The organism is Paraburkholderia tagetis (assembly GCF_022213065.1).
Classification (GTDB): Bacteria; Pseudomonadota; Gammaproteobacteria; order Burkholderiales; family Burkholderiaceae; genus Paraburkholderia; species Paraburkholderia tagetis.
In genome coordinates, this window is the sequence record NZ_JAKLJA010000001.1 from 293,165 (window position 1) to 317,699 (window position 24,535).

At 64.5% G+C, this 24,535-nt stretch carries 19 protein-coding genes; 5 read left to right on the forward strand and 14 right to left on the reverse strand.

Annotated elements, in window-relative coordinates; all coding sequences use genetic code 11:
* Positions 1–80: 80 nt before the first annotated feature.
* Positions 81–1,538, forward strand: coding sequence for an NCS1 family nucleobase:cation symporter-1 (locus L5014_RS01255; RefSeq protein WP_238461768.1), 1,458 nt, complete (start codon positions 81–83; stop codon positions 1,536–1,538).
* A gap of 43 nt (positions 1,539–1,581) precedes the next feature.
* On the opposite strand, the gene L5014_RS01260 is transcribed toward L5014_RS01255, so the two are convergent.
* The 4 genes from L5014_RS01260 to L5014_RS01275 all read right to left on the reverse strand — a co-directional run bounded on the left by L5014_RS01260 (position 1,582) and on the right by L5014_RS01275 (position 4,420).
* Positions 1,582–2,088 carry a GAF domain-containing protein gene (locus L5014_RS01260; RefSeq protein WP_238461769.1) on the reverse strand — a complete coding sequence of 169 codons (507 nt, stop codon included), beginning with the start codon at positions 2,086–2,088 and terminating at the stop codon, positions 1,582–1,584.
* Positions 2,089–2,200: 112 nt separating this feature from the next.
* Positions 2,201–3,565, reverse strand: a complete 1,365-nt coding sequence (qhpG, locus tag L5014_RS01265; protein ID WP_238461770.1) for a flavin-dependent monooxygenase QhpG — start codon at positions 3,563–3,565, stop codon at positions 2,201–2,203.
* Positions 3,562–3,789: a hypothetical protein gene (locus L5014_RS01270; protein WP_238461771.1), complete on the reverse strand. Its 228-nt coding sequence runs from the start codon at positions 3,787–3,789 to the stop codon at positions 3,562–3,564. Before L5014_RS01270 ends, qhpG begins: the two co-directional genes overlap by 4 nt.
* 352 nt (positions 3,790–4,141) lie before the next feature.
* Positions 4,142–4,420: a hypothetical protein gene (locus L5014_RS01275; protein WP_238462116.1), complete on the reverse strand. Its 279-nt coding sequence runs from the start codon at positions 4,418–4,420 to the stop codon at positions 4,142–4,144.
* A gap of 212 nt (positions 4,421–4,632) precedes the next feature.
* Here L5014_RS01275 and L5014_RS01280 point away from each other — a divergent pair, with 212 nt between their 5' ends.
* Entirely contained in the window at positions 4,633–5,268 is a 636-nt protein-coding gene (locus L5014_RS01280; protein ID WP_238461772.1) for an HAD family hydrolase, read from the forward strand.
* A gap of 30 nt (positions 5,269–5,298) precedes the next feature.
* Here L5014_RS01280 and L5014_RS01285 read toward each other — a convergent pair whose 3' ends face one another.
* From L5014_RS01285 to L5014_RS01295, 3 genes are all read right to left on the reverse strand, one after another.
* Complete coding sequence (locus L5014_RS01285) at positions 5,299–6,003, reverse strand: glutathione S-transferase N-terminal domain-containing protein (protein WP_238461773.1); 705 nt, start codon at positions 6,001–6,003, stop codon at positions 5,299–5,301.
* Positions 6,004–6,054: 51 nt separating this feature from the next.
* Positions 6,055–6,768 (reverse strand): dienelactone hydrolase family protein, encoded by a 714-nt coding sequence (locus L5014_RS01290; RefSeq protein ID WP_238461774.1) that lies wholly within the window; start codon positions 6,766–6,768, stop codon positions 6,055–6,057.
* Positions 6,769–7,064: 296 nt separating this feature from the next.
* Complete coding sequence (locus L5014_RS01295; protein WP_238461775.1) at positions 7,065–7,484, reverse strand: secondary thiamine-phosphate synthase enzyme YjbQ; 420 nt, start codon at positions 7,482–7,484, stop codon at positions 7,065–7,067.
* A 134-nt stretch (positions 7,485–7,618) separates the two neighbouring features.
* Here L5014_RS01295 and nfsB point away from each other — a divergent pair, with 134 nt between their 5' ends.
* Positions 7,619–8,272: an oxygen-insensitive NAD(P)H nitroreductase gene (gene nfsB / locus L5014_RS01300; protein WP_238461776.1), complete on the forward strand. Its 654-nt coding sequence runs from the start codon at positions 7,619–7,621 to the stop codon at positions 8,270–8,272.
* Positions 8,273–8,303: 31 nt separating this feature from the next.
* Here nfsB and L5014_RS01305 read toward each other — a convergent pair whose 3' ends face one another.
* From L5014_RS01305 to L5014_RS01325, 5 genes are all read right to left on the reverse strand, one after another.
* On the reverse strand, positions 8,304–9,947 hold the full coding sequence (locus tag L5014_RS01305; RefSeq protein ID WP_274389179.1) for an efflux transporter outer membrane subunit: 1,644 nt from the start codon (positions 9,945–9,947) through the stop codon (positions 8,304–8,306).
* Positions 9,944–13,258, reverse strand: a complete 3,315-nt coding sequence (locus L5014_RS01310) for an efflux RND transporter permease subunit (protein WP_238461777.1) — start codon at positions 13,256–13,258, stop codon at positions 9,944–9,946. Before L5014_RS01310 ends, L5014_RS01305 begins: the two co-directional genes overlap by 4 nt.
* Entirely contained in the window at positions 13,255–16,443 is a 3,189-nt protein-coding gene (locus tag L5014_RS01315; RefSeq protein WP_238461778.1) for an efflux RND transporter permease subunit, read from the reverse strand. The genes L5014_RS01310 and L5014_RS01315 overlap by 4 nt, the downstream gene beginning before the upstream one ends.
* Positions 16,444–16,461: 18 nt before the next feature.
* Positions 16,462–17,835, reverse strand: a complete 1,374-nt coding sequence (locus L5014_RS01320; RefSeq protein WP_238461779.1) for an efflux RND transporter periplasmic adaptor subunit — start codon at positions 17,833–17,835, stop codon at positions 16,462–16,464.
* Positions 17,836–18,197: 362 nt separating this feature from the next.
* A complete protein-coding gene (locus L5014_RS01325) occupies positions 18,198–18,671 on the reverse strand; it encodes a VOC family protein (RefSeq protein WP_238461780.1) in 474 nt (157 codons plus the stop codon).
* Positions 18,672–18,979: 308 nt separating this feature from the next.
* Between L5014_RS01325 and L5014_RS01330 the strand changes: the two genes are divergently transcribed.
* Positions 18,980–19,450: a polymorphic toxin type 4 domain-containing protein gene (locus tag L5014_RS01330; RefSeq protein WP_238461781.1), complete on the forward strand. Its 471-nt coding sequence runs from the start codon at positions 18,980–18,982 to the stop codon at positions 19,448–19,450.
* Between the two features lie 36 nt (positions 19,451–19,486).
* Here the strand turns inward: L5014_RS01330 and ilvD are convergent, their stop codons facing one another.
* Both ilvD and L5014_RS01340 read right to left on the reverse strand, forming a co-directional pair.
* Positions 19,487–21,346 carry a dihydroxy-acid dehydratase gene (gene ilvD, locus L5014_RS01335; protein ID WP_238461782.1) on the reverse strand — a complete coding sequence of 620 codons (1,860 nt, stop codon included), beginning with the start codon at positions 21,344–21,346 and terminating at the stop codon, positions 19,487–19,489.
* A gap of 319 nt (positions 21,347–21,665) precedes the next feature.
* Positions 21,666–22,763, reverse strand: a complete 1,098-nt coding sequence (locus tag L5014_RS01340) for a porin (RefSeq protein WP_238461783.1) — start codon at positions 22,761–22,763, stop codon at positions 21,666–21,668.
* 334 nt (positions 22,764–23,097) lie between these two features.
* On the opposite strand from L5014_RS01340, the gene L5014_RS01345 reads away from it, so the two are divergent.
* Positions 23,098–24,294 carry a J domain-containing protein gene (locus tag L5014_RS01345; protein WP_238461784.1) on the forward strand — a complete coding sequence of 399 codons (1,197 nt, stop codon included), beginning with the start codon at positions 23,098–23,100 and terminating at the stop codon, positions 24,292–24,294.
* Positions 24,295–24,535: the final 241 nt, after the last annotated feature.

Genomic DNA, 24,535 nt, shown 5'->3' on the forward strand with positions numbered 1-24,535 from the left:
AGAACACGACGAAGTGGAGGCTGGCCAGGGTTTCGGGCAATCGCTCGCACTCTCCTCCACGAACCCAGAGGAGACGACAGATGGACATCCATACCCCTTCCCCCGGCCTCCACAACGAAGATCTCGCGCCCGCCAGGGAGTGCAACTGGGGGGCCTTCAGCATCTTCAACGTCTGGACCTCGGACGTGCACAGCCTCTGGGGCTACTATCTCGCTGCCAGCCTGTTCCTGCTGTGCGGCAGCTTTATCAACTTCATACTGGCGATGGGGCTCAGCTCGCTGGTGATCTTCGCGCTGATGAACCTGATTGGCTTCGCAGGCGAAAAGACCGGCGTGCCTTACCCGGTGCTGGCGCGCGCCTCCTTCGGCGTGTGGGGCGCCAATCTGGCCGCTCTGGTGCGCGCCGTGGTGGCCTGTTTCTGGTACGGCGCGCAGACTGCGGCGGCTTCGGGCGCGATAGTCTCGCTGCTGATCCGAAACGATAGCCTGATGCAGTTCTACAAAGGCACGCACTTCCTCGGCCATTCGGGGTTGGAGGTGATCTGCTACGTGATCATCTGGGCCTTGCAACTGCTCATTATCCAGAAGGGCATGGAGACGGTGCGTAAATTCCAGGACTGGGCCGGTCCGGCGGTGTGGGTCGCGATGCTGATCCTGGCGGTCGGCCTGTGCATCAAGGCGGGTGGCTTCTCCTTCAGCCACGGCATTCCAATGAATGCGCTACTCGATAAGACCAAGGACGCCGGCGTCAGCGGCGAGCCCGGTTCATTCTGGGCGCTCATGGCCGTGGGGGCGACCTGGATCACCTACTTCGCGGCGCTGTACCTGAACTTCTGCGACTTCTCGCGCTACGCGAAGAACCGCAATGCAGTGAAGAAAGGCAATCTGTGGGGCTTGCCGGTCAACCTGATTGCGTTCTCGCTGGTCGCTGGCATCACCACCATCGCCGCCTTCAAGGTGTATGGCGAAGTGCTGTTGCACCCCGAACAGATCTCCGCCAAGTTCGATAGCTGGGTGTTGGCGCTCATCGCGGCGCTGACCTTCGCGGTCGCCACGCTAGGCATCAACGTGGTAGCCAATTTCGTTTCGGCGTCGTTTGATATCTCTAACGTGTTCCCCAGGCAGATCAGCTTCAAGCTGGGCGGCTACATTGCCGCGGCGATCGCGCTGGTGCTTTACCCGTTCGCGCCGTGGGAAGGCAACGCCGCGCATTTCGTGAATGCCGTCGGCGCCACGATGGGCCCGCTGCTAGGGATCATCCTGGCGGACTACTATCTGGTGGCCAAGGGCAACATCAATGTCGCGGCGCTCTACCAGGAACACGGCGAGTACCGCTACGAAGGCGGCTGGAACGTCAATGCGGTAGCTGCCGCGGCGATCGGCAGCGTGTTTTCGACTTTCCTGCCCAACTTCACCACCTTGCTGCCAGCCTGGTGGAATACCTATGGCTGGTTCTTCGGCGTATTGATCGGCGGGGGCCTGTATATGATCATGATGACCCTGCGGCCGCGTACCGTGACCGCGGTGACTCAGCCTTAAGGGCTTTGTTGGGTTCGGAGCGGCTAGCGAGGGCGAGTAATCGTCAGCGCTGCGCCGCTTTTTTCCAGCCGGATTCCACGAACACGCGGCACAGTTCAGCCATGCCTTTCGCGTCTTCTGCGTCGAAGCGCGCGAGGTGCGGGCTGTCCACGTCCCACACGCCGATGAGCGAGCCGTCCGCTGCCACGAGCGGCACGACGATCTCCGATTGCGAAGCCGAATCGCAGGCGATATGGCCCGCGAACGCGTGCACGTCGGCGACGAGCTGGATGTCGCGCGTCTGGGCGGCGGTGCCGCATACGCCCTTGCCGAGCGGGATGCGCACGCAGGCGGGCTTGCCCTGGAACGGGCCGACCACGAGTTCAGTGCCGTCGAAGAAGTAGAAGCCGGCCCAGTTCAGCCCTTCGAGCGAGTTGAACACGAGCGACGAAAAGTTCGCCGCGTTGGCGATGACATCGGCCTCGCCTTCGATCAGCGCGCGCGCCTGAGCGGCGAGCGTTTCATAGAGAGCGGGTTTGTCGGCGGGCAGGGCGTCGGAAAGCGAAAACATGGGGAAAGTACCGGGTTGGGCGAAAAGCGCGCAAGCGCCATCGCGTCGAACGAGGGCGCCAGTTTAGGCCACTTCGCGCATTCTTGCCGGGCGCGAGACGCTAAAAACAGGATCAAACGAAGGCGTGCGGATAGCCCTGCGCAACCAGCCACTGGCGAATCATGCGCGCGGTGTCGGCGTCGAGCGACTTGAGCGTTTCATGTGCGCTCTCGTGCGTTTTTTTGTGCGCGCTTTCATGCGCGCTATCGTGGGCATCCTCGCGCATTAGCGCCTGAACGATGGGCGCGAGCGGCACGCCTTGCAGATGCCAGACGCCGAGCGGTTGATCGGGGCTCACGACGACATCGGCCTCGCCGACGATGTCGCCGTCGATCACGGGCGCGCGTGCGATTGCAAGCTGGCCGAAGTCGGGGACCTGATGGGTGGGCGCGTCGTCCGGCCAGTGGCTGCGCGCCTGCCAGAACGGCGAACCGCCAAAGCGCTGCTCGAGCGCGTAGAAGTCGCGACCCATACGCGCGAAGCGCATGAAGAGATGCTCGATGCGCTGCTGATGGAAGCGCAGCGCAAGCTCGGCGCGCTCGGGCCGGCTGATAAGCGTGTGAATCACGGCAGGTGCCTCCAGGGCCGACGAGAGCGACTGGAAGATGCCGTTGCCCGCGAGCGGATCCACGGCCATTGCCGCGTCGCCCACGCGCAGCCAGTTGGGTGCACCGGTGCTCCCGCACAGCGTGGCCGTGCTGCTGCGCGCATGGAGCCGCACCTGCTCGCAGGTCTCGCCGGCGAAGAACGCGCCCGCGAGCGGCGAGCGCCGCATGCGCGTGCAGAACGCCAGCAGCTCGTCGCGTTGCGGCAGCTCCGTGCTTGCGACGTCGAGCGCCATCTGCCAGTAGCGGCGACCGTCCGGCAGGCGCGCCATCCAGGCCCAGCCGTCTTGCAGGCTTTCCATGGCCGAGGCAGCGGTGCCCGGTGCGCCTTGCCAGACGTTGATGAGGCTTAGCGTTTGTGGACCGCGCGTGGCGTCGCGCATGAGCGGCGCGAGCCTGCCCCGTGCTTCGACGAGAAAGTCGGCGTTCAGCGAGAGCGGCCCGTCGGCGGTCTCGATCATCAGGTCGTGCGTGCTGGGCGTCGATTGCACCGAGCGCACCATCGCCTCGACGACCTCGACGCCCGCTCCGCGCAGATCGTCGCGCAATGCCGCGTCGAAGGCGTGCCGGTCGACCAGAAACTCCGTGTTGACCGTTTGCGTGATGCCATTCCAGAACGTGGTGCGTGCGCATGGTCCTTCTGCACACACGGCGGCGCGAAAGAGGCCGGCGCGGCGCAGGCTCTCGAGCACACGCATCGACAGGCCTTCCACGGCCTCGAAGCGGCGCTTGTCGCTCACCACGGTCACCGCGTAGCCGAGCGTCGCCAGTGCGCGCGCCACGGCAGCGCCTGCGGGGCCGGCGCCGAGCACGACGATCCGTGGGGCCGTCATGATGCGAGTAAGCGCCGTTCGGCGCCGGTGAAGGCCGCGTGCGTGAGCAGTGCTTTGCGGTTCGTTCCGGGATTGAGCGTTAGCCGGGCCGCGACGTAGTCGTTGAGCGCGGCGGTGACGCTGCTCACGCCCTCGGGGACGCCATATTCATTAGACATGCAAAGCATATATGCGGCTTGCAACTGGTGTGGGACCACCGCTCCTGAAGGAAAGAAGTCTTGCATGCCGTCCCCCTTAAGCGTGTATTGGTTCGCCACCTGCATCGGTGCCGTGCGTGAACAAGTCCGTTTAATTTTGCACAGATGTCGAGGCGAATCCATCCGGTGAACAACGCATATCGCCGGGTTGCAGGGGTGTGTTCTTCCTGGTGTTTTGCCCTGGGGGATGCACGCTGGATAGGGCGCGAAGCAAGCAGGAATCGAGCCGAATTGCATGCGTTGTGCATGATCGTTCGTTCACGTTTAATGCATGAGCGGCACGATCATTCGTACTGCTGCTTGATTACGCAAAAGCGCACGCAAAAACGCAAACAAGAACGCAAGCAAGAATGGCGCGGCGGCTGGGTGCGCGATCGACTCAGCCGTTGTTTGCGCCGCCCGTTTGGTCTGCGTTATCGAGCGCCTTGCGCTCGCGCCGTTCCTCGTTGCCGCGGCGTGCGCGCATGCGCTGGCGCGAGAGGACATGGATGACCTCGCCGGTGCTGGCGTTCTCGGGAATTTCGTTGCGGATCACGTTGGCCACCATCGGCAGCCCCTGGCGCTGGCGGTGCAAAGCGCGTGCGATTGCGCCACGGCAGACCGGCCCATGGCAATCCCACTCGTCGCGCATTTTTCCGCAGTAACGACATTTTTCCATAAAGTTCAGTTTAACCGGAATCGTATGGGGTTTTAGGGGCGCGATCCCGTGCACATGCGCAGTGCCGCTGTAAGCAAGCCGAATGCTAGGTGCGCGCGCCAATGAGAACAAGCAGAGGACAAGCAGAGGGAAGCAGGCGCGCAGACGATGTGCCCGAGCGGGTTGCGCGGCGGTATCATCGGCTGCGGAGTTCGCGAGGCGGGAGCGGCACAATGACAGCGGCGACAGCGGCGGCAGCGGCAATCCACCTGGTCCTGTTCGACATGGAGGGCGTGCTCTCTCACTACGATCGCGAGGCGCGCGCCGTGCGGCTCGCGGCCCTGACCGGCACGACGCCCGCAGCGGTGCGCGAGGCGATCTGGGGCTCGGGGCTCGAAGCGCGCGCCGACGCGGGCGAACTCGCCCCCGATGTCTACCTGCGCGCGCTAGGCGAATTGCTCGGCTGCGACATGGACCGCGAGACCTGGCTGGCGGCCCGGCGCGCATCCATCACGCCCAACGATGCGGCCATCGCACTGGCAGGGCGTGCCGCGCAGCACTGCCGGATCGCGGTGCTGACCAACAACTGCGGCCTCGTCACCGATTACCTCGATTATCTGAATCCGCCCGTCGCGCAGTTGTTCGGCGAGTGCGTTTACGCGTGCGCGTCGTTTGGGGCGACGAAGCCCGCCGCGCAGGCTTATCTCGGCTGCCTTGCGCAACTGGGCATTGCGCCGGACGAAACGCTCTTTATCGACGATGGCGAGGCGAACGTGCAAGGCGCGCTCGCCGCCGGGCTGCATGCGTGCCGCTTCGTCGATGTCGAAACGCTCGCGCGGGATCTTCAGCGCTTTGGCGTGATCGGCTGATGAGATTGTGAACAGGCCCTGGCCTGCGCATCAGTCGCGCGCCGGAATCTCCAGGCCGCGCTTGACGGCCGGGCGCGCGAGGAAGGCGTCGAGCACGCGCGCAACGTGACGGAAGTCCTTGAAGCCCACCAGATCGCCGGCCTCGTAGAAACCGATGAGATTGCGCACCCACGGGAACGTCGCCATGTCGGCGATCGTGTAGTGCTCGCCCATGAGCCACTTGCGGCCCGCGAGATGCTGGTCGAGCACGTTGAGCAGACGCCGCGATTCGGCCACGTAGCGCTCGCGCGGGCGCTTGTCCTCATAGTCCTTGCCGGCGAACTTGTTGAAGAAACCCACCTGGCCGAACATCGGCCCGATGCCGCCCATCTGGAACATGAGCCACTGAAGGGTTTCGTAGCGCTCGCGGCCTTCGCGTGCGAGGAACTGACCGCTCTTGTCGGCGAGATAGATCAGAATCGCGCCCGATTCGAAGAGCGGAAGCGGCGCGCCATCGGGTCCGTTGGGATCGATGATCGCGGGAATCTTGTTGTTCGGATTGAGCGACAGGAATTCCGGCGACATCTGATCGTTGGTGTCGAAGCGAACCAGATGCGGCTCGTAGGGCAACCCCGTTTCTTCCAGCATGATCGACACCTTGACGCCATTGGGCGTGGGCAGCGAATAGAGCTGGATGCGCTCGGGATGTTGCGCGGGCCATTTGGCATTGATGGGGAAGGCGGAGAGATCGTTCATGCGATGTCCTGTGCAGATTAGTGGGTGTTGCCCGTCGCGCGCGCTTGGCGATTAGCGTTGCGCCCACAACGTTTTGCCCCAGAACGTGAGCGTGCGGTCCCACGCGAGCTGCGACCAGACCGGATCGAACTGCGTGTGCGCGATGCGGCCCGGGCCCACGGCGGTCTCGTTTGCGAAGCTGTGGTGAGCCATGTAACGGTGAAACTCGACGTTCACGCCGCCGTCACGCAGCTTCTTTTCGAGCTCGTCTACCGTTTCCACTTTGAAGAAGGCGTCCTGCGTGCCCCAGTGGCCGAGCACCGGTGCGGTGATCTTGCTCGCGTCGAGATATTCGAGCGGCGGAAAGCCATACCACACCACGGCGCCCGCAAGGCCGGGGATCATGTTCGCGGCGAGCAGCGTGAGCGCGCCGCCCATGCAATAGCCGCTCACGCCGATGCGGTCGGTCAGCGTTTTCAGGTGGTCGACCGCGCCGCGAATGTCTTGCGAGGCGGCATCGGCGAAATCGAGGCCCGTCATCAAGTGATGCGCTTCTTCCTCTTCGACGGTGCTCTTGCCACGGTAGAGATCGGGCACGAGCGCGTAGTAGCCCGATTGCGCGAGGCGATCGGCCACGCCGCGGATCTGGTCGTTCAAGCCCCACCACTCCTGGATCACGACGATGGCGGGCGCGCCTTCGGTCTTCGCGGGCGTGGCGAGATAGCCCTGGAGCGTTTTGCCGTCGGGGCGGCTGAAGCTGATCATGGAGCCGGCGGGGTGTTTCATGGGCATTCCTCGGTGTGTCGGTGGATCGATTGAAGCGGGTCGATGTGCGTTCAAGCGGATTGAAGACAATCGGGCAGCCCGTAGCATAGCGCCTGCGCGAGCGCTTTGCTCGCATGCGCGCGATGCGCTTGCGTTGCGCCGTGCCGAGTGCGTTGCGCCGCGCGGCCCGCAACCCGCAACCCGCAACCCGCAACCCGCAACCCGCAACCCGCAACCCGCAACCCGCAACCCGCAACCCGCAACCCGCAACCCGCAACCCGCAACCCGCAACCCGCAACCCGCAAGCCCGGCCTGGCTCACTCGCCGATAAGATGCAGAACGATGTCGCGTGCCTGCGCATGCCGGCGATGCTCGAACAAATAGATGCCCTGCCAGGTGCCGAGCACGGGCTCGCCGCGCTCGATGGGAATCGAAAGCTGCGTGTGCGTGAGTGCGGTGCGCAAATGCGCGGGCATGTCGTCGGGGCCTTCGGTGTTGTGCTTGTAGCGCTGCGGGTCCTCGGGCGCGAGCTCGTCGAAATAGCGCTCGAGGTCGCGGCGCACCGAGGGATCGGCGTTCTCCTGGATCAGGAGCGACGCCGAGGTGTGACGGCAGAACAGCGTCAGCAACCCGGTGGAGATGCCGGTTTCGCGCACGAACGCGCGCACTTGCGTGGTGAACTCGACCAGTTCGCGCGAGCGCGCCTGGACGTGCAGATGATGAATGGCCTGGCGCATGATGGGTCCTCCTGTATCGACGCGGCTGCGCGAATCACGGGAAAACTCGCGGTCGCACGTTGTGCCGCACATGCTGGTAGCATACCGGCCTTCCCGCCGCTGCGGCGGCCGACGACAGATTCTGGAGAATGCAGTTGAACCTCACCCGCTTCGCGAAGGCGCGCCACGCCACCAAGGCCTTCGATCCCGCCCGCAAGATTCCCGCTGCGGTTATCGACGAACTGAAAGAGCTGATTCGCTTCAGCCCCTCTTCGGTGAACTCGCAGCCGTGGCACTTCGTGGTGGCCGAGAGCGATGCCGCCCGGGCGCGCGTTGCGAAGTCCATGCAGCCGGACTACGCCTATAACGAACCGAAGGTGATGCGCGCCTCGCACGTCGTCGTTCTGTGCGTACACACTGATATGGACGAAGCGCACCTGAACGCCGTGCTCGCGCAGGAAGAAGCCGATGGCCGTTTCGCGAATGCCGAGGCGAAGGTGGGTCAGCAGAACACGCGCGCCTTCTACGTGAACCTGCATCGCGAGCGCGCGGATCTGCCCGCGTGGATGGAGAAGCAGGCCTACCTTGCGCTCGGCACGCTGTTGATTGGCGCATCGACGCTCGAGATCGATGCCTGCCCGATGGAGGGTTTTGACGCGAAGGTGCTCGATGAAGAGCTGGGCCTTGCCGCTAAGGGGCTGACTTCGCTCGTCGTGATCGGTCTCGGCTACCGCAGCGCCGACGACTTCAACGCGAAGCTGCCGAAGTCGCGCCTGTCCACGGCGGCGGTATTCACCGAGTTGGCGTAAATGCCAGCGCCGCGCGCCGCGCCGCTCGCGGTCAGGGGGGCGGCGCGGCGCCTGGCGCCCGGCTCGGCGCGTTGCCAGCGGCGTTTGCGGTGGCGTTTGCAGCGGCGTTTGCAGCGGCGGCGGAATCCGCGCTCACACCCGTCCAGCCACCGCCAAGGTTGCCGATCAGCGCCGCCGAATCGAGCAGCCGCTGCTGCTGCACATTGAGCGAGTTTTGTTGCGTGCTCAACTGTGTCGCTTGCGCCGTTACCACGGTGGTGTAGTCGACCGTGCCAGCCTCGTACTCGTTTTGCGCGATCTGCGCGCCGCGGATCGAATCGCGCACCGCCGCGTCCAGACGCTCGCTCTGCTGCGCGAGGATGCGCAGGCCCGAGAGATCGTTCTCGACGTTCTGGAACGCTGTGAGCACGGTGCCGCGATAGTTCGCCACCGCTGCGTCGTAGCTCGCGCGGGCCGCCGCCACCTCGGCGCTGCGCGCGCCGCCATCGAAGATCGTCTGCGTTGCGCTCGCGCCGAGCGACCACACGTAGTTGCTGATGTGCAGCAGCCCGGAAAGCGGCGCCTGCGTGAACCCGTCGAGCGCCGAAAGCGAAATGTCCGGGTAATACGCCGCTACGGCCACGCCGATGGACGCATTCGCCGAGGCCATCTGGCGCTCCGCGGCGGCGATGTCGGGGCGCCGCTGCAGCAGCGTGGAGGGCACGCCCGCCGGAATCGTTGGCAGCACCGGGAGCCTCGCGCTATGCGGGATCGTCATGTCCTCGGGATTGCGGCCCACCAGCACCGCGATTGCATGCTCGTATTGCGCGCGCGAGACGCCCAGCGCGATCAGGCTGGCTTGGGCGTTTTCCAGTTGCGTGCGCGCCGTGATGAGGTCGGAAGGCGGCACCGTGCCCGCGCTGTCCTGGTCGCTCACCACGCGCAGCGAAGCCTTGTAGGCTTCCACCGTCTGCGTGAACAGGTCGATGTCGGCGTCGGTCACGCGCAGGCCGATCACGGCGTTGGCGAGTGCAATTTGTTCGGATAGCTGAGCGTTTGCGAGCGTTGCTTCGCTGGCCTGCGCGGTGGCCGACTGTTCCTCGATCTGGCGGCGCACCTTGCCCCAGAGGTCGGGTTCCCAGCTTACGTTGGCTTCGGCCGAGCCCGAGTTGACGATGCGCGCGCCACGGCCGCTGAAGTTGCTCAGCGTGGCGGACGATGAGCGCTGGCGCGTGGCGGAGCCGGTCACGCCCAAGGTGGGAAAGAGATTCGCGCGCGCGACACGCACTTCAGCCAGCGCTTGCTGGTAGTTCGCATAGCTCTGCCGCACGGTCTGGTTCGAGACCGCCACGAGCGGTTCGAGCTCGTCCAGCAGCGGGTCCTGGAAAGCCGTCCACCAGTCGCCTTTCGGTGCTTCGGCGGCAGCGGGCTCGGCCTGGATCCAGCCTGGCAACTCCTTCCATTGTGCGGGCACCGCCACCTGCGGGCGATGGTAATCGGGGCCTACCATGCAGCCGCTCGCAAGGAAAGCAAACGCCGCAGCTAGCGCGAGCGGCAGCAATCTGCCCGCCGCGCGCACGCATGGCGCCAATGCAGGCGGCCGTTCAAGCGATTGTTCAAGCGATTGTTCAAGCGATTGTTCAAGCGATTGTTCAAGCGAGGCTTTGCGCCGCCTCGGGCGGTGAATCGTCGTCATGGTGCGCTCTCATCGGCCTGGCGGTTCCAGGGCAGGCGTGCAGCCCAGCGTGCGAGGCGTGCGCGCAGGCGGTCGAGGAACAGATAGATCACGGGCGTCGTATAGAGGGTGAACAACTGGGAGAGGAGCAGGCCGCCCATCACGGTCACGCCGAGCGGCTGACGCAGCGAGGCGCCCTGGCCGATGCCCACGGCAAGCGGCACGGCGCCCAGCACAGCGGCGAAGGTCGTCATCATGATCGGCCGCAGACGCACCACGGCGGCTTCGTGAATCGCGTCGCGCGCGTTCTTGCCTTCGTTGCGTTGCAACTGGATCGCGACGTCCACCATCATGATGCCGTTCTTCTTCACGATGCCGATCAGCAGGATGATGCCGATCATCGCGATGACCGAGAACGGCGTGCCGAAGATCAGCATGGCCAGAATGGCGCCGATGCCGGCCGACGGCAGCGTCGAAAGGATCGTGAGCGGGTGAACGGTATTTTCGTAAAGCACGCCCAGCACGATATAGACCACGGCGAGCGCCGCGAGAATGAGCAGCGGCACCGTGCCCATCGACTGCGCGTAGGCCTGCGCCGCGCCCGCGAACGCGCCGTGGATAGAGGCGGGCATGCCGATGTTGCGCTGCGCCTGCTCGATAATCTTGCCCGCCTCGGAGAGCGAGCCGCCCTTGGGCAGGTTGAACGAGATCGTGCCGGCCACTTCGCCGCTCTGGTGATTGACCTGGGTGGCCGTGTGGCTCGTGGTCCAGTTCATGAGGGCGGTGAGGGGCACCATGGTTTCGGCTGCGGTGCTGTCCGCGCTGCCGCTCGAACTGCCACCCTTGCTGTTGGCGATCGAGTTGTTCTGCTGGTTGGCCACGGCATTCGCATTGCGCGTGTTGGTGTTGCTGGCCGTCGTGCCGCCGGAGGTGACCGCGCTAAAGGACTTGACGCCCGAAACGGTGCTGCCCGGCATTTGCGTGGACGCGGTGCCGTTCGCGTTGCCCGCCGCCGTGCTCAGATAGATGTGGTGGAACGACTGCGGATACTGCCAGTATTGCGGCGCCACCTCCATCACCACGAAGTACTGGTTGATGGGGTTGTAGATGGTGGAAACGGTGCGCTGGCCGAAGGCGTCGTAGAGCACGCTGTCGATCTGGTTCGGCACGAACCCGTAGCGCTTTGCCGTTGCGCGATTCACGGTGACATAGGCCTGCAGGCCGTTTTGCTGCAAGTCCGAGTTCACGTCCGTGAGCGTGCCGTGGGACTTGTTCAGCTCGGTGATGAGTCTCGGCGCCCATTTGAAGAGCGCATCGGCGTCGTCGCTCGTGAGCGTGTACTGATATTCTGCCGCCGCCTGTCGCCCGCCGATCTGCAGATCCTGCTGCGCCTGCAGGAACAGGCGCGCGCCCGAGACCTCGTTGAGCTTGGGCCGCAAGCGGTTCACGACTTCGGTGGCGGAAAGCTTGCGCTGCGCGAGCGGCTTCAGTTCGATGAAGACCGTGGCCGAGTTGAGCGAGCGCCCGCCCGTGAAGCCCGCGACCGAGGCCACGGCGGGGTCTTTCTGCACGATGTCCTGCAACTGCGCGAGCTTCTTCTCCATCGCCGAGAACGAAATGCTCTGGTCGGCAATGATCTGGCCGATCAGGATGCCCGTGTCCTGCTCCGGAAAGAAGGTGCCGGAGAGCAGGCGCGCGAGAAACACATTGCCGACCAGCAAGGCGAACAAGATGAAGATCGTGAGCCGCGCGTGATTGAGCGCGACGTCGAGTGTGCGCGAATAGAACTGCTTGAAGTGCTCGAACTGCGCGTTGATCCATTGCGCTGCACGCGAGGGCTTGCGTTCCTGGCGCTCGCGCGTGAGCACATAGGCGCACATGGCGGGCGTGACCGTGAGCGAGACCACGAGCGAGATGACGATCGCGATGGAGAGCGTCATCGCGAACTCGTGAAAGAGCAGGCCGACGATGCCGGGCATCAGCAGGATCGGCAGGAACACGGCTATCAGCGAAAGACTCATCGAGAGCACCGTGAAGCCCACTTCGCCCGCGCCTTGCAGCGCAGCCTCTTTCGGGTCGAGCCCGGCCTCGATATGGCGCACGATGTTTTCGAGCACCACCACGGCGTCGTCCACCACGAAGCCGGTGCCGATGGTGAGGGCCATCAGCGAGAGCGAGTCGATGCTGTAGCCGAGCAGGTACATCGGCCCGAACGAGCCCACGATGGACAGCGGCAGCGCCACGGCCGGAATGAGCGTGGCGCGCGGCGAGAGCAGAAACACGAACACCACGCCGATCACGAGCAGCACCGCGATAAAGAGCGTGCGCTCGGTGTCGGCCACCGAGGCGCGCACGGCTTCCGAGCGGTCGATGGCCACGTGCACCTTGATCGTGCCGGGCAGCGCCGCCTCGATATAGGGCAGGCGCGCCTGAATCTGCTGCACGGTCTTCACGACGTTGCTGCCCGGCATTGGATAGACGATCACGAGCACCGCCGACTTGCCGTTGAAGAGGCCGGCGTTGCGGATATTTTCGTTGGAGTCGTTCACCGTGCCCACGTCGCGCAGATACACGGGCGCGCCGTCGCGGTAGGCGACGATCACGTCGCGGAACGGCGCGGCGCTGCTGATCTGGTCGTTCGAGGTCACCACGAAGCGCTGGTCGCCCTGGTCGAGATGGCCTTTCGCGCTGTTCGCATTGGCCGCGCCGATGGCGGCGCGCACGTCTTCGAGGCCGATCCCGTAGCTATTGAGCTTGCCGGGTTCCAGCTCCACGCGCACCGAAGGCAGCGCGCCGCCGCCCAGCGTGATCTGGCCCACGCCGTCCACCTGCGAGAGCTGCTGCATGATGACCGAATCGGCGGAGTCGTAGAGCTGCGCCTTCGTGAGCGTCTCGGAGGTGAGCGCGAGCACCATGATCGGCGCGCTCGCGGGGTTGTACTGCCGGTAGGTGGGATTGCTGCGCAGCGTGGTGGGCAGGTCGGCGCGGGCGGCCTGGATGGCCGCTTCCACGTCGCGCGCCGCGCCGTTGATGTCGCGGTTCAGGCCGAACACCACCACAATCAATGAGGATCCCACATTATTGATCGAGGTGAGCTGGCTCACGTCGGCGATGGTGCCCAGGCGCCGCTCGAGCGGCTCGGCCACGGTGGAGGCCATGGTCTCGGGGCTCGCGCCCGCCATGTTCGCCTGCACCACAATCACGGGAAAGGCGATATTGGGCAGCGGCGCCACCGGCAGCCGGAAAAAGGCGAGCGTGCCGGCGAGCAGGATCGCGATCGCGAGAAGCGAGGTCGCGACCGGCCGCCGGATGAAGAGCGCCGAGAGGTTCACGGCGTGCCCTCGGGCGCCGGCGGTGCGCCGGGGCCAGGACCGGAACCAGGACCGGAACCGGGACCGGGGCCTGCGTCGCCATCGGCGCCCGTGGCCTGATCACGATTGCGCTTGCGGCCGAAGCGCTCGGCGAGGCGGTCGAAGAACAGATAGATCACGGGCGTCGTGAAGAGCGTGAGCAATTGCGACACCGTGAGCCCGCCGATGATCGCGAGGCCGAGCGGACGGCGCAGCTCGGACCCCGTGCCGCTGCCGAGCAGCATGGGCAGCGCGCCGAGCATGGCGGCGAGCGTGGTCATGAGGATCGGCCTGAAGCGCAAGAGCGAGGCTTCGAAGATCGCCTCGCGTGGCGGCTTGCCATGCACGCGTTCGGCTTCGAGCGCGAAGTCCACCATCATGATGGCGTTCTTCTTGACGATGCCGATCAGGAGCACGATGCCGATAATGCCGATCACGTCGAGGTCCTTGCCCGCGATCATCAGCGCGAGCAACGCACCGATGCCGGCCGAAGGCAGCGTCGAAAGAATCGTCACCGGGTGGACATAGCTCTCGTAGAGCACGCCCAGCACGATATACACGGCCACGATGGCCGCGATCAACAAATAGACCTCGCTCGAAAGCGAATCTTCGAACGCCTGCGCCGCGCCCTGGAACGACGAGGTAATCGAAGGCGGCAGCTTCACGGCGGCCTCGGCCTGGCGAATGTCGCGCACGGCGGCGGAGAGCGATGCGCCATCGGCGAGATTGAACGAGATCGTGACCGAGGGGAACTGCGCGAGGTGGCTGATCATCAGCGGCGAGCGCGTGATATTGATGGTCGCGATGCCCTTGAGCGGCACCTGGCCCGAGGAAGCGGTCTGGCTCGGCAAATAGATGTCGCCGATCGATTCCACCGTGGGCAGCGCCTCGGGCTTGGCCACGAGAATCACGCGGTACTGGTCCGACTGCTGGAAGATGGTCGAGACGATGCGCTGGCCGAGCGCGTCGTAGAGTGCGTTGTCGATGGTCGCAGCCGTGATGCCGTAGCGCGCCGCGAGTTGGCGGTTCACCTGCACGTTCACGGAGAGGCCGTCGGTGTTCAGGTTGCTCGTGACATCGGCAATCGAGGGAATCTGTTTCATGCGCCCGACCAGCGCCGGCACGTATTGCTCGAAGGCCTGCTGGTTGGGTCCGCGCAGCACGAAGTTGTACTGGTTGCGCGAGACCGTGGTGTCGAGCGTGAGATCCTGCTCGGGCTGCAAATAGAGGCGGATGCCCGGCACTTTCGTGACCGACTGCTGGATGCGCCGCGCGATCTCCTCGGCGGTTTCGGAGCGGTCGTCGTGCGACTTCAGGTTGATGAGAAAACGCCCGTTGTTGAGCGTGTTGTTGATGCCGTCGATGCCCACATACGAGGTGAGCGAAACGACATCGGGGTCCTTGAGAATTTCCTCGGCGAGCGCGGACTGGCGGCGCACCATCGCCTGATACGAGACCGAGTTGTCGGCCACGCTGATGCCCTGGATCACGCCCACGTCCTGTACGGGGAAGAGGCCCTTGGGAATCACCACGTAGAGCAGGCCCGTGAGCACGACCGTGATCACGGCCACGACGAGCGTGAGCGTCTGGTGATCGAGCACCCAGCGCAGGCCGCGCTCGTAGGCGTCGAGCGTCTTGTTGAAGAGGCCTTCGCTGACGCGCTCGAAGCGGCTCGGATGGCGCTCGGCCTGGGCGCGCAGGATGCGCGCGCACATCATGGGCACGACGGTGAGCGAGACCACGGCGGAGAGCACGATGGTGACCGCGAGCGTGACCGCGAATTCGCTGAAGAGCCGCCCGATCACGCCGCCCATGAAGAGCAGCGGAATCAGCACCGCGATCAGCGAGATCGTGAGAGAAAGAATGGTGAAGCCGATCTGTCCCGCGCCCTTGAGCGCGGCCTGCAAGGGTTTGTCGCCTTCTTCCAGATAGCGCACGATGTTCTCGATCATCACGATCGAGTCGTCCACCACGAAGCCCGTCGCGATGATGAGCGCCATCAGCGAGAGATTGTCGATCGAGTAGCCTAGCTCGTACATGAGCGCGAGCGTGCCGATCAACGAGACCGGCACCGAAATGCTCGGAATGATGGTGGCGGGCAGGTTGCGCAGGAAGACGAAGATCACGGCCACCACCAGCGCCACGGCGAGCACGAGTTCGAACGCCGCGTCGTTCACCGAGGACTGGATCACGCCCACGCTGTTGGAGACCACCGTGACTTTCATGCCGGCGGGCAGCGTGGCTTCGAGCTGCGGCAGCTGGCGCGTGATCTGGTTGACCGTGGCGATCACGTTCGCGCCGGGCTGGCGCTGCACGTTCAGCACGATGGCGGGCGCTTTGTTGTACCACGCGCCGCGCTCGACATCCTGGGCCGCCGTGGACACGCGCGCGACGTCGCGCATGAACACGGGCGAGCCGTTCTGATAGGCGATAACGGTGTCTTCGTAATCCTTCGGGTCCGAAATCTGGTCGTTCGAGTTGATCGTGTAGTCGAGTTCGGGGCCGTCGAAATTGCCCTTCGGCGCGCTGATGTTCACGTTGGCGAGCAGCGTGCGCAGGTCGTCGAGATTCAGGCCGTAGGCCGCGAGCTTTTGCGGGTCCGCTTCCACGCGCACGGCGGGCACGTTGCCGCCCGCCGTGCTCACGAGACCCACGCCCGGCACCTGGGAGATCTTCGTGGCGAGGCGGTTGTTGGCGGCGTCCTGCAACTGCGTGAGCGACATCGACTTCGAGGTCACCGCGAGCGTGAGAATGGGCTGGTCGGCCGGATTGACCTTCGCGTAAGTGGGTGGCGCGGGCAGGCCGCTCGGCAGATAGCTGTTGGCCGCGTTGATGGCCTGCTGCACGTTCTGCTCGGCCACGTCGAGATTGAGCGAGAGATCGAACTGCAGCGTGATGACCGAGGCGCCCTCGGAACTGTACGAGACCATCTGCTGGAGGCCCGGAATCTCGCCTAGCTGCACTTCGAGCGGCGCCGTGACCGTGGTGGCCATGACGTTCGGGCTCGCCCCGGGGTAGAAGGTCTGCACCTGGATGGTCGGGTAGTCGACCGAAGGCAGCGACGACACCGGCAGGAACTTCATCGCCAGGAGGCCGACCAGCACCAGCGCGATCATCAGCAATGACGTCGCGACGGGCCGCAGAATGAAGAGACGCGAAATATTCATCGGCGCAGGCGTGGCGGATCAGGACGCCGCGGAGGCCGATGACGCCGGTTGCGCATCGGTGCCGACCGCGCTTGCGCCGGATGCGGGCGGCAGCGGCTTCGATAGCGCGCGCGAGGCGTTGCCCAGGCCCGCTGCTTTCTCGCCTTGCGCGCCGCCGGTTGTTCCGGTTGCGCCTGGCTTTGCTTCGGCGGGCTGGATTTTCGCGCCGTCGTTGAGACGGTCAAGCCCGTCGGTTACCACGCGCTGCCCCGCCGCGAGGCCCGCGACGATCACCGTATGCTGGCCGTCGCTCGGGCCCAGCGTGACCTTATGGACCGACACGGTATTGTTGGCGTTCACGAGATACACATAGTCGCCGGGCGCGCCGGACTGCACGGCGGGCGTGGGCACGAGCACCGCGTTCGCCATCGTGTCCACGAGCAGGCGCACGTTTACGAACTCGTTGGGGAAGAGCGTCTCGTCGTCGTTGGGCACGCTCGCGCGCAGCGTGACCGTGCCGGTGGCCGTGGCCATCTGATTGCTGATCGCGTAGAGCATGCCGGCGGCGAGCGGTTTGGTGTTGTCGCTGCTATAGATCGTGACCGGCAGTTTCGCACCGGCATTGACGCGTTGCAGCACACTGGAGAGCGAATTCTGCGGCACCGTGAATTGCACGGTGGTGGGCTTCATCTGCGTGATGACGGCGATGCCGGTGGAACTCGACGCCGTCACATAGTTGCCCGGATCGACGAGACGCAGGCCCACGCGTCCGGACACCGGCGCCGTGATATGGCAGTAGATGAGATCGAGCTCGAACTGCTTGATATTGGCGAGATCGGCTTTCACCGCAGCCTCGTCCTGGGCGACGAGGAACTTCTGGTCGGTGTAGGTCTGCTCGGCAACCGACTGCTTTTCGTGGAGCAGCGTGTAGCGCGCGAGGTCGGCGCGCGCCTGCGCGAGCAAGGCGCGGTCCTTGGCGAGTTGCGCCTCGGCCTGCTCCTTGCTGATCTCGTACTGGCGCGGATCGATTTGCGCGAGGAACTGGCCTTTCACGACCTCCTGGCCCTCGCGATAGCCGACTTCGGTCAGGTAGCCGCTCAGTTGCGGCAGCACCGTGACGGTGGCGACCGGCGTGACCGTGCCGAGCGCGTCGAGCGTCACCGGCATCGCGCCGAGCGTGGCGGGCGCAACGGTCACGACCTGCGCGACCGCGCCGTGCTCGGGCTGCTTGCGGCGCAGCACGTGCACGATGACAAGCGCGATCAGTACCAGCACCACCAGCGCGAGGATCCAGCGGCCACGACGCTTGCGTGGCGGTGGCGGTGGTGGCGGCGTCTCGGGCGCCTTGGGCGCGGGAGTGGAGGGCGGCGGCGGGGATTGTGGAGCAGCGGGGTGGTCAGGCGTGTCGCTCATGCCAGTCTCCCGGAGGTGCCGACGAGATAGGCATCGCGCGCGCTCGCGCGGTTGCCGGGGCCATGTGCGGAACAGCGCGGTTGGGCTGCGATGGCGCCGTGCCGGTTGTCGTCGGTACGCATACGTGTGCTCGTGGTTGTTGTTTGTCGCCGGAGCTGGGCGCCGCGCCTTCGCCATCCCGCTGCGAGGGCCGGACCGCAAAGCCTCGAAGGTTGCAGTCTAACTAACTCGCGCGCTAATTTTTGAATGTCAGGTAGTTGAAAGATTTATCCGCATTACAAGGGGCGGATTTGGTTGTCCGGCATGACGCGACCGGCCGCGGGCGACCGGCAGCGGGCGACCGGCGGGCTAGTGCGGAGGCGTTATTCCGCTGTGCCCGCATAAGCCGCTCTCAGCGCGGCAACATCGAACTTCACCATCGACATCATGGCGTTGGCCACGCGAGCAGCCTTGACCGGGTCGGAGTCGGCCATCATGCGCAAGAGGTCGTCCGGAACGATCTGCCACGCAACGCCGAAGCGGTCTTTCAACCAGCCGCACTGGAGCGGCGCGCCGCCGCCTTCGAGCAACGCGTTCCAGTAACGGTCGAGCTCGGCTTGATCGGCGCAGCTAACCAGGAGCGAGACCGCGAGGTTGAACGCATCGGGCTGCCCGGAGCTCATGGCAAAGAACGGCTGCCCAAAGAGTTCGAAATCGACGACCTTGGTGTCGCCGGCGCTCGGCACCGGCGTGATTCGAACGATGCGCGAATCAGGGAAGATTTTCGTGTAAAACGTGGCGGCTTCTTCAGCCTCGGTGGAATACCAGAGAAACGGCGTGATCTTTTGAATCGTCATTGCACATCTCCTGTTAGTGTCGGCACAGCGCACGTTGCGCACGTCGCGCACGTCGCCATCGATGCGACAAATGCAGACTACCAAAATAGACATGCTGCGCGAAAAAGTCTCTCCTTTTTGCGTAATCCGGTCATGTGGTACGACCCCGACGCGTGGCTCAATCGTTCTCGCCCGGCGTGCAGCATTCGCGTTTCACGAGATTCACGAGCCAGTCGGCGAATACCTGAAAGCGGCGGTCGCCATCGACCCTTGAAACAAGGCAGAACGTTTACCTAAATTACCAATCACCGGACTGCGAAGAGGTCAACATGCATTTCAGTGAGCGAACCTTTAAGGACGCCCTTGGGGCAACGGTTATACAGAGCCGCCTGGGATTTTCGCAAGGTAGGCAAGGATACGAAAAGCGCTTGTTCCCGGGCATCGAAGTGGGGTTAGCTGGCTGGCAGAGATCGCATAGTCAAGGTGGCGGCACAGGCTTTGAAAGCCCCCATGCTATTCGCTACGCCCCGGAGGAAGTAAATCAGCAGTTTCAGCGATCGGGTATAGAGCGATATCTCAGGGAGCTTGTTGCGTTAAAACCGTTGGACACGGAGCTTTGGCTCACGACGGTGACAGCGACGCATCCTCGAACCCTTCGGCTCAAGGAAATTCAATACCGTGTGGACAGCGTCAAGAATGGTTTGTCTCGTAGGGTGTTTGAGGCAAACATCGAGATTTCGGATCAACGGAATAACCCGAAAGTGATCATCCACGCTACCCCATTCGTAAAGACATTTTAAGGCACCCGAGTTAAAAACCCGGGTGCCAACCCAACCTCAATCCTCAAGCAACGACAGATCCCGCACCGCGCCCTTATCCGCCGACATCACGAGCTTCGCATAAGCCTTGAGCGCAGCCGACACCTTGCGCGGACGCGCCTTCGCCGGCTTCCACCCCTTGGCGTTCTGCTCGTCGCGACGGCGCGCGAGTTCCTCATCGGACACGAGCACGTTAATCGTGCGATTCGGAATATCGATGCGAATCTTGTCGCCATCGCGCACGAGGCCGATCGCGCCGCCCGCCGCCGCTTCAGGCGAGCAGTGGCCGATGGAAAGCCCCGACGTCCCGCCCGAGAACCGCCCATCGGTCAGCAGCGCACAAGCCTTGCCCAGGCCCTTCGACTTGATATAGCTCGTGGGGTAAAGCATCTCCTGCATACCCGGGCCGCCCTTGGGGCCTTCGTAACGCACGATCACCACGTCGCCGGCCTTGACCTTGTCGGCGAGGATGTTTTCCACCGCTTCGTCCTGTGACTCGGTCACGTGCGCCGTACCCTCGAACACGAGGATGCTGTCGTCCACGCCGGCGGTCTTCACCACGCAGCCGTCGAGCGCGATATTGCCCTTGAGCACCGCCAGACCGCCTTCCTTGGAGAACGCGTGCTCGTTCGAGCGGATGCAGCCTTCAGCGCGATCGAGATCGAGGCTCGGCCAGCGCGTGTTCTGGCTGAACGCCACCTGCGTCGGGACGCCGGCGGGGCCTGCCATGTAGAACGTCTTGACCGCATCGTCCTGGGTGCGAACGATATCCCACTGGTCCAGCGCATGCTTGAGCGAGGGCGCGTGCACGGTCGGCACGTCGGTGTGCAGCTTGCCGGCGCGATCGAGTTCGCCGAGGATCGCCATGATGCCGCCCGCGCGGTGCACGTCTTCGATGTGGTACTTGTTGGTGTTGGGCGCCACCTTGCACAGTTGCGGCACGGCGCGCGAGAGGCGGTCGATGTCGTCCATGCCGAACTCGATGCCCGCTTCCTGCGCGATAGCCAGCAGGTGCAGGATCGTGTTGGTCGAGCCGCCCATGGCGATATCGAGCGTCATGGCGTTTTCAAATGCCTTGAAGCCCATCGAGCGCGGTAGCACGCTTTGGTCTTCCTGCTCGTAGTACTGGCGCGCGAGTTCGACGATGCGGTGGCCGGCGCGCTTGAAAAGCTGCTCGCGGTCCGCGTGCGTGGCCACCACCGTGCCGTTGCCGGGCAGCGAGAGGCCCAGCGCTTCGGTCAGGCAGTTCATCGAATTGGCGGTGAACATGCCCGAGCACGAACCGCAGGTCGGGCAGGCGGAGCGTTCTACTTCGGCCACTTCGGCGTCCGAGTACTTGCTGTCCGCTGCGATCACCATGGCGTCGATCAGGTCGAGCTTCTTGACTTCGATGGCCTTGGTGACGGGATTGGCGAGGCGCGTCTTGCCGGCTTCCATCGGGCCGCCGGAGACGAAGATCACGGGGATGTTCAGGCGCATGGCGGCCATCAGCATGCCCGGGGTGATCTTGTCGCAGTTGGAGATGCACACCATGGCGTCGGCGCAGTGCGCGTTGACCATGTATTCCACGGAGTCCGCGATGATGTCGCGGCTCGGCAGCGAATACAGCATGCCGTCGTGGCCCATGGCGATGCCGTCGTCCACGGCGATGGTGTTGAATTCCTTGGCCACGCCGCCCGCGGCTTCGATTTCGCGCGCAACGAGTTGGCCGAGGTCCTTCAGGTGGACGTGGCCGGGCACGAACTGGGTGAACGAGTTGACCACCGCGATGATCGGCTTGGAAAAGTCGTCGTCTTTCATGCCGGTGGCGCGCCACAGGGAGCGCGCACCTGCCATGTTGCGGCCGGCGGTGGAGGTTTTGGAACGGTATGCGGGCATTGTGGTTGCTTGAGAGTGATGGCGAAAAGGTAGCGGGCCGCGGGATTGAAGGCCCCCTGAGCCCGTGCGAACAACCTCTTGAGCTGCACTCTGGGCAAACGCGGATTATCCCACACCGCCAGGACCGGCGCGCCGCCGCCGGGGTTTGCGGCGTTTCCGGCGCTTGGGCTATTTCACGCGAGCCGATCCGGGTTCTTTCGCAATCGTCGATGAATAAAAAAACCGCACGCGGATGGCGTGCGGTTCGTGCCGGTCTTGCCGATCGCGCCGAGCAATCAAAGCGCAATCAAAGCGCAATCGGAGCGCAGGCAGCGCGCAATCAGAAGATATTGCGCAGGCCGACGGCAACGCCGGTCTGGTTGTTGCGGCCCGGGAAGTCGGCGCGTGCCGCTCCCGTGCCACGCGTGAAGTCGACCGTGCTATAGACTTCGGTGCGCTTGGAGAGCGCATATTCGGCCAGCAGGACCGCCGTGTAGCGCACGCTGGTGCTCAGCGTTGCGCCATCCGCGTTCAATGCGTTGCGGGCGTGGTCGTAGTAGTAGGCGGCCGTCAGCGTCAGCGGCGAGGTGACCTGCCACACGGCGCCGGCGTAGAAGCCGTTGTCGATGCGGTTGGTCTTCGTCACGGGCGCCGCGAAGTTGGCAGCCGGCGAGCCCGTCGCGGCCATGTACATGTCGACGATGCCGGTGTTGTCCTGGCCCCACAGCCAGCCGGCCATCGCCTTGACGGGGCCGATCTGGTAGACGCCGCTCACGTTCACGACGCGGTACTTGTTGTTGTGCAGGTCGCTGTTCTGCTGGTAGCCGGCGTCGAGCGAGGCCGGGCCGAAGGTGTACGACGCCGTGAAGCCGTACATGTTGTTCGCGCCGGTGCTGCCCGGCACACCGCCGAAGCTGTACATGCCTTCGACTTCCAGGCCGCCGAACGTGCCGTCGTACTTGACCGAGTTGTTCTGGCGCAGGCCATAGCCGAGCGCGCCCGGCAGCCAGCCATCCTGGTCGAAGTTGCCGACCGTCAGCGGGTCATAGACGTTGCCGAGCTGGTCGAACAGCGGCGTGTTCTGGCGGCCGAACGTCAGCGTGCCATATTGCTTGCTCTGCAGGCCGACATAGGCCATCCGGTTGAACAGCGTATTCGTGCTGGCCATCTGGCCGTTCCAGAGGTTGAAGCCGCTTTCGAGGCGGAACACGGTCGAGAGGCCGCCGCCCAGGTCTTCGGAGCCCTTCAGGCCCCAGCGGCTGCCGGTGATCGGGCCGACGCCCATTTGCACTTCGCTGTCGTTCTTGGCGTTGGCGTTCGTCAGGTAGCGCACGCTGGTGTCGACGATGCCGTACAGCGTGACCGAGCTTTGCGCGAATGCCGATTGCGCCGAAATGGCGAGCAGGGCGGCGCCGAGCGTCGCGGTGGTCTTTTTCATGTGATCCCCATTTTTAGTCGTTTGGCCGGCGTCGCGAGGGTGCGGACGCGGGCATCATTTCCGGATATGTCCCGATGCGTGGACGGAGTCCCGCACGAAAGTGGCGATAATATTTCTGATCGTTAATTGTTCTGCAACAAATTTATCGTGGTGTCGCACGGGTGCAACATTGGTTGACGTCGCCGGAAATGCGCGCTTAATTCGAATACGGCATCGGGGTTGAGCGCGGCCCGCACGATTCTTGCCGCGGGCGCTTACGTGTTATACCTTTTTAATAACACCGCCACGAACGCGGCTATCGACTAAAACTATCTACGGAATCGACACTTCGGTCATGCCAGCCCCCGACCCGAGGACCCGAGAAGACTACGACCGCCTCTATTACCGGCTCGATCTCGAGCCCGGCGCCAGTGCGGCCGACATCAAGCACAACTACCGACAGCTCGCGCAGATTTTCCATCCCGACAAGTGGCGGCATCCGAGCCCCGCGTCGCTGCATTGGGCCTCCGAGCAGTTCAAGAAAATCAAGGAAGCGCGCGAGGTGCTGGAGGCGTACTGGTCCGTGCACGACGCGCCGCCCGCGAGCCGCGTGGCGCAGAGCGATGCGCAACTCGCCCGCGTGCGTGAGCAGATGCGCGAACTGCAATTGCGTCGCGAGCGCTTGAGCGTCGAGCTCGACGCGCTGCAAAACGCGAAGCTGCGCGGCCTTGCCGAGTTCGCGCGCATGCAGACCGAGCGCGAACGCGTGATTGGCGAACTCGTGCGACTGCGCGAGGAAGCCGCGCGCGAACGCGCAAGTGCCGCAGCGCGGCGCGAGCAGGAGCAGGCATGCGCCGGACAGGCTCAGGCAGCCGCCTCCGTCAATCGTGCAAACGGGAATGGAAACGCGCACGATGCGGATCTCGCGCTGCGCGAACGGCACCCCACGCGCGATTTCTTTTTCTCGCGTTTCGACGACCCCGCACGCGGCTGGCTGATGACGTTGAGCGGTATCGTCGTGATGTGCATTGTCGTCTTTGTGGTGGCGCACAAGATCGTCTTCAGCGTGTTCGACGCGGCGGGCTCGTGGCGCGGGCTCGGCGACGCCTTGCAGGCGCTTTTGATTGCGGCGGGCGTGGTGCTGATGGGCGGTTTTGCCTGGGCGCAGCGGACCTTCTATCGAGCCGACCGCGCGGGGCGCGAGCATGGCATGCCGCTGCCCGTGCATGAAACGTGGGAGCGCGTGGGCGCCGCGCTGCGCGGCACGGGCCGACATGGCGCCGAATGGCGCATCGAGACCGCCGAGCACTTGCCGGGAGACGCGGGCTTCGAACTACGCGCGGTCCTGCGCTACTCGGCGGCGCGCCCGGGCGCGGGCGAAGCGCATCAAGCCGTGACGTTCCGCTGCCGCGCGTATGCCGTGAGCGCGGGTGAGACGCGCATCGCCTGGGGATTCGGTGTGCAGGCGCCTACGTGGTGGCTCTTGCCGGCGGCGAAGGTCGTGCGCGATTTGCGTAGACGGATCGAGACGGATCTCGGGGTGCGCTTTTGAGTGAGTTTTTGAAGAGTTAGCGCAAATCGGGGGCCTTGGTTTTGTCGCGTTTCCTTGTTTTCGTGTCGGTCTATTAGCGTTGCCCCTGTGCGGGGCGGCACCTACTTTTCTTTGCAGCCGCAAAGAAAAGTAGGCAAAAGAAAGCGGCTCAAACCGCTAGTATGACGCCGTCCACCACTCGCCTGTGATCGAAGTGGTTCCGGGGCATCCGTCACCTCGCACATTCAACGTTAGTGACAAA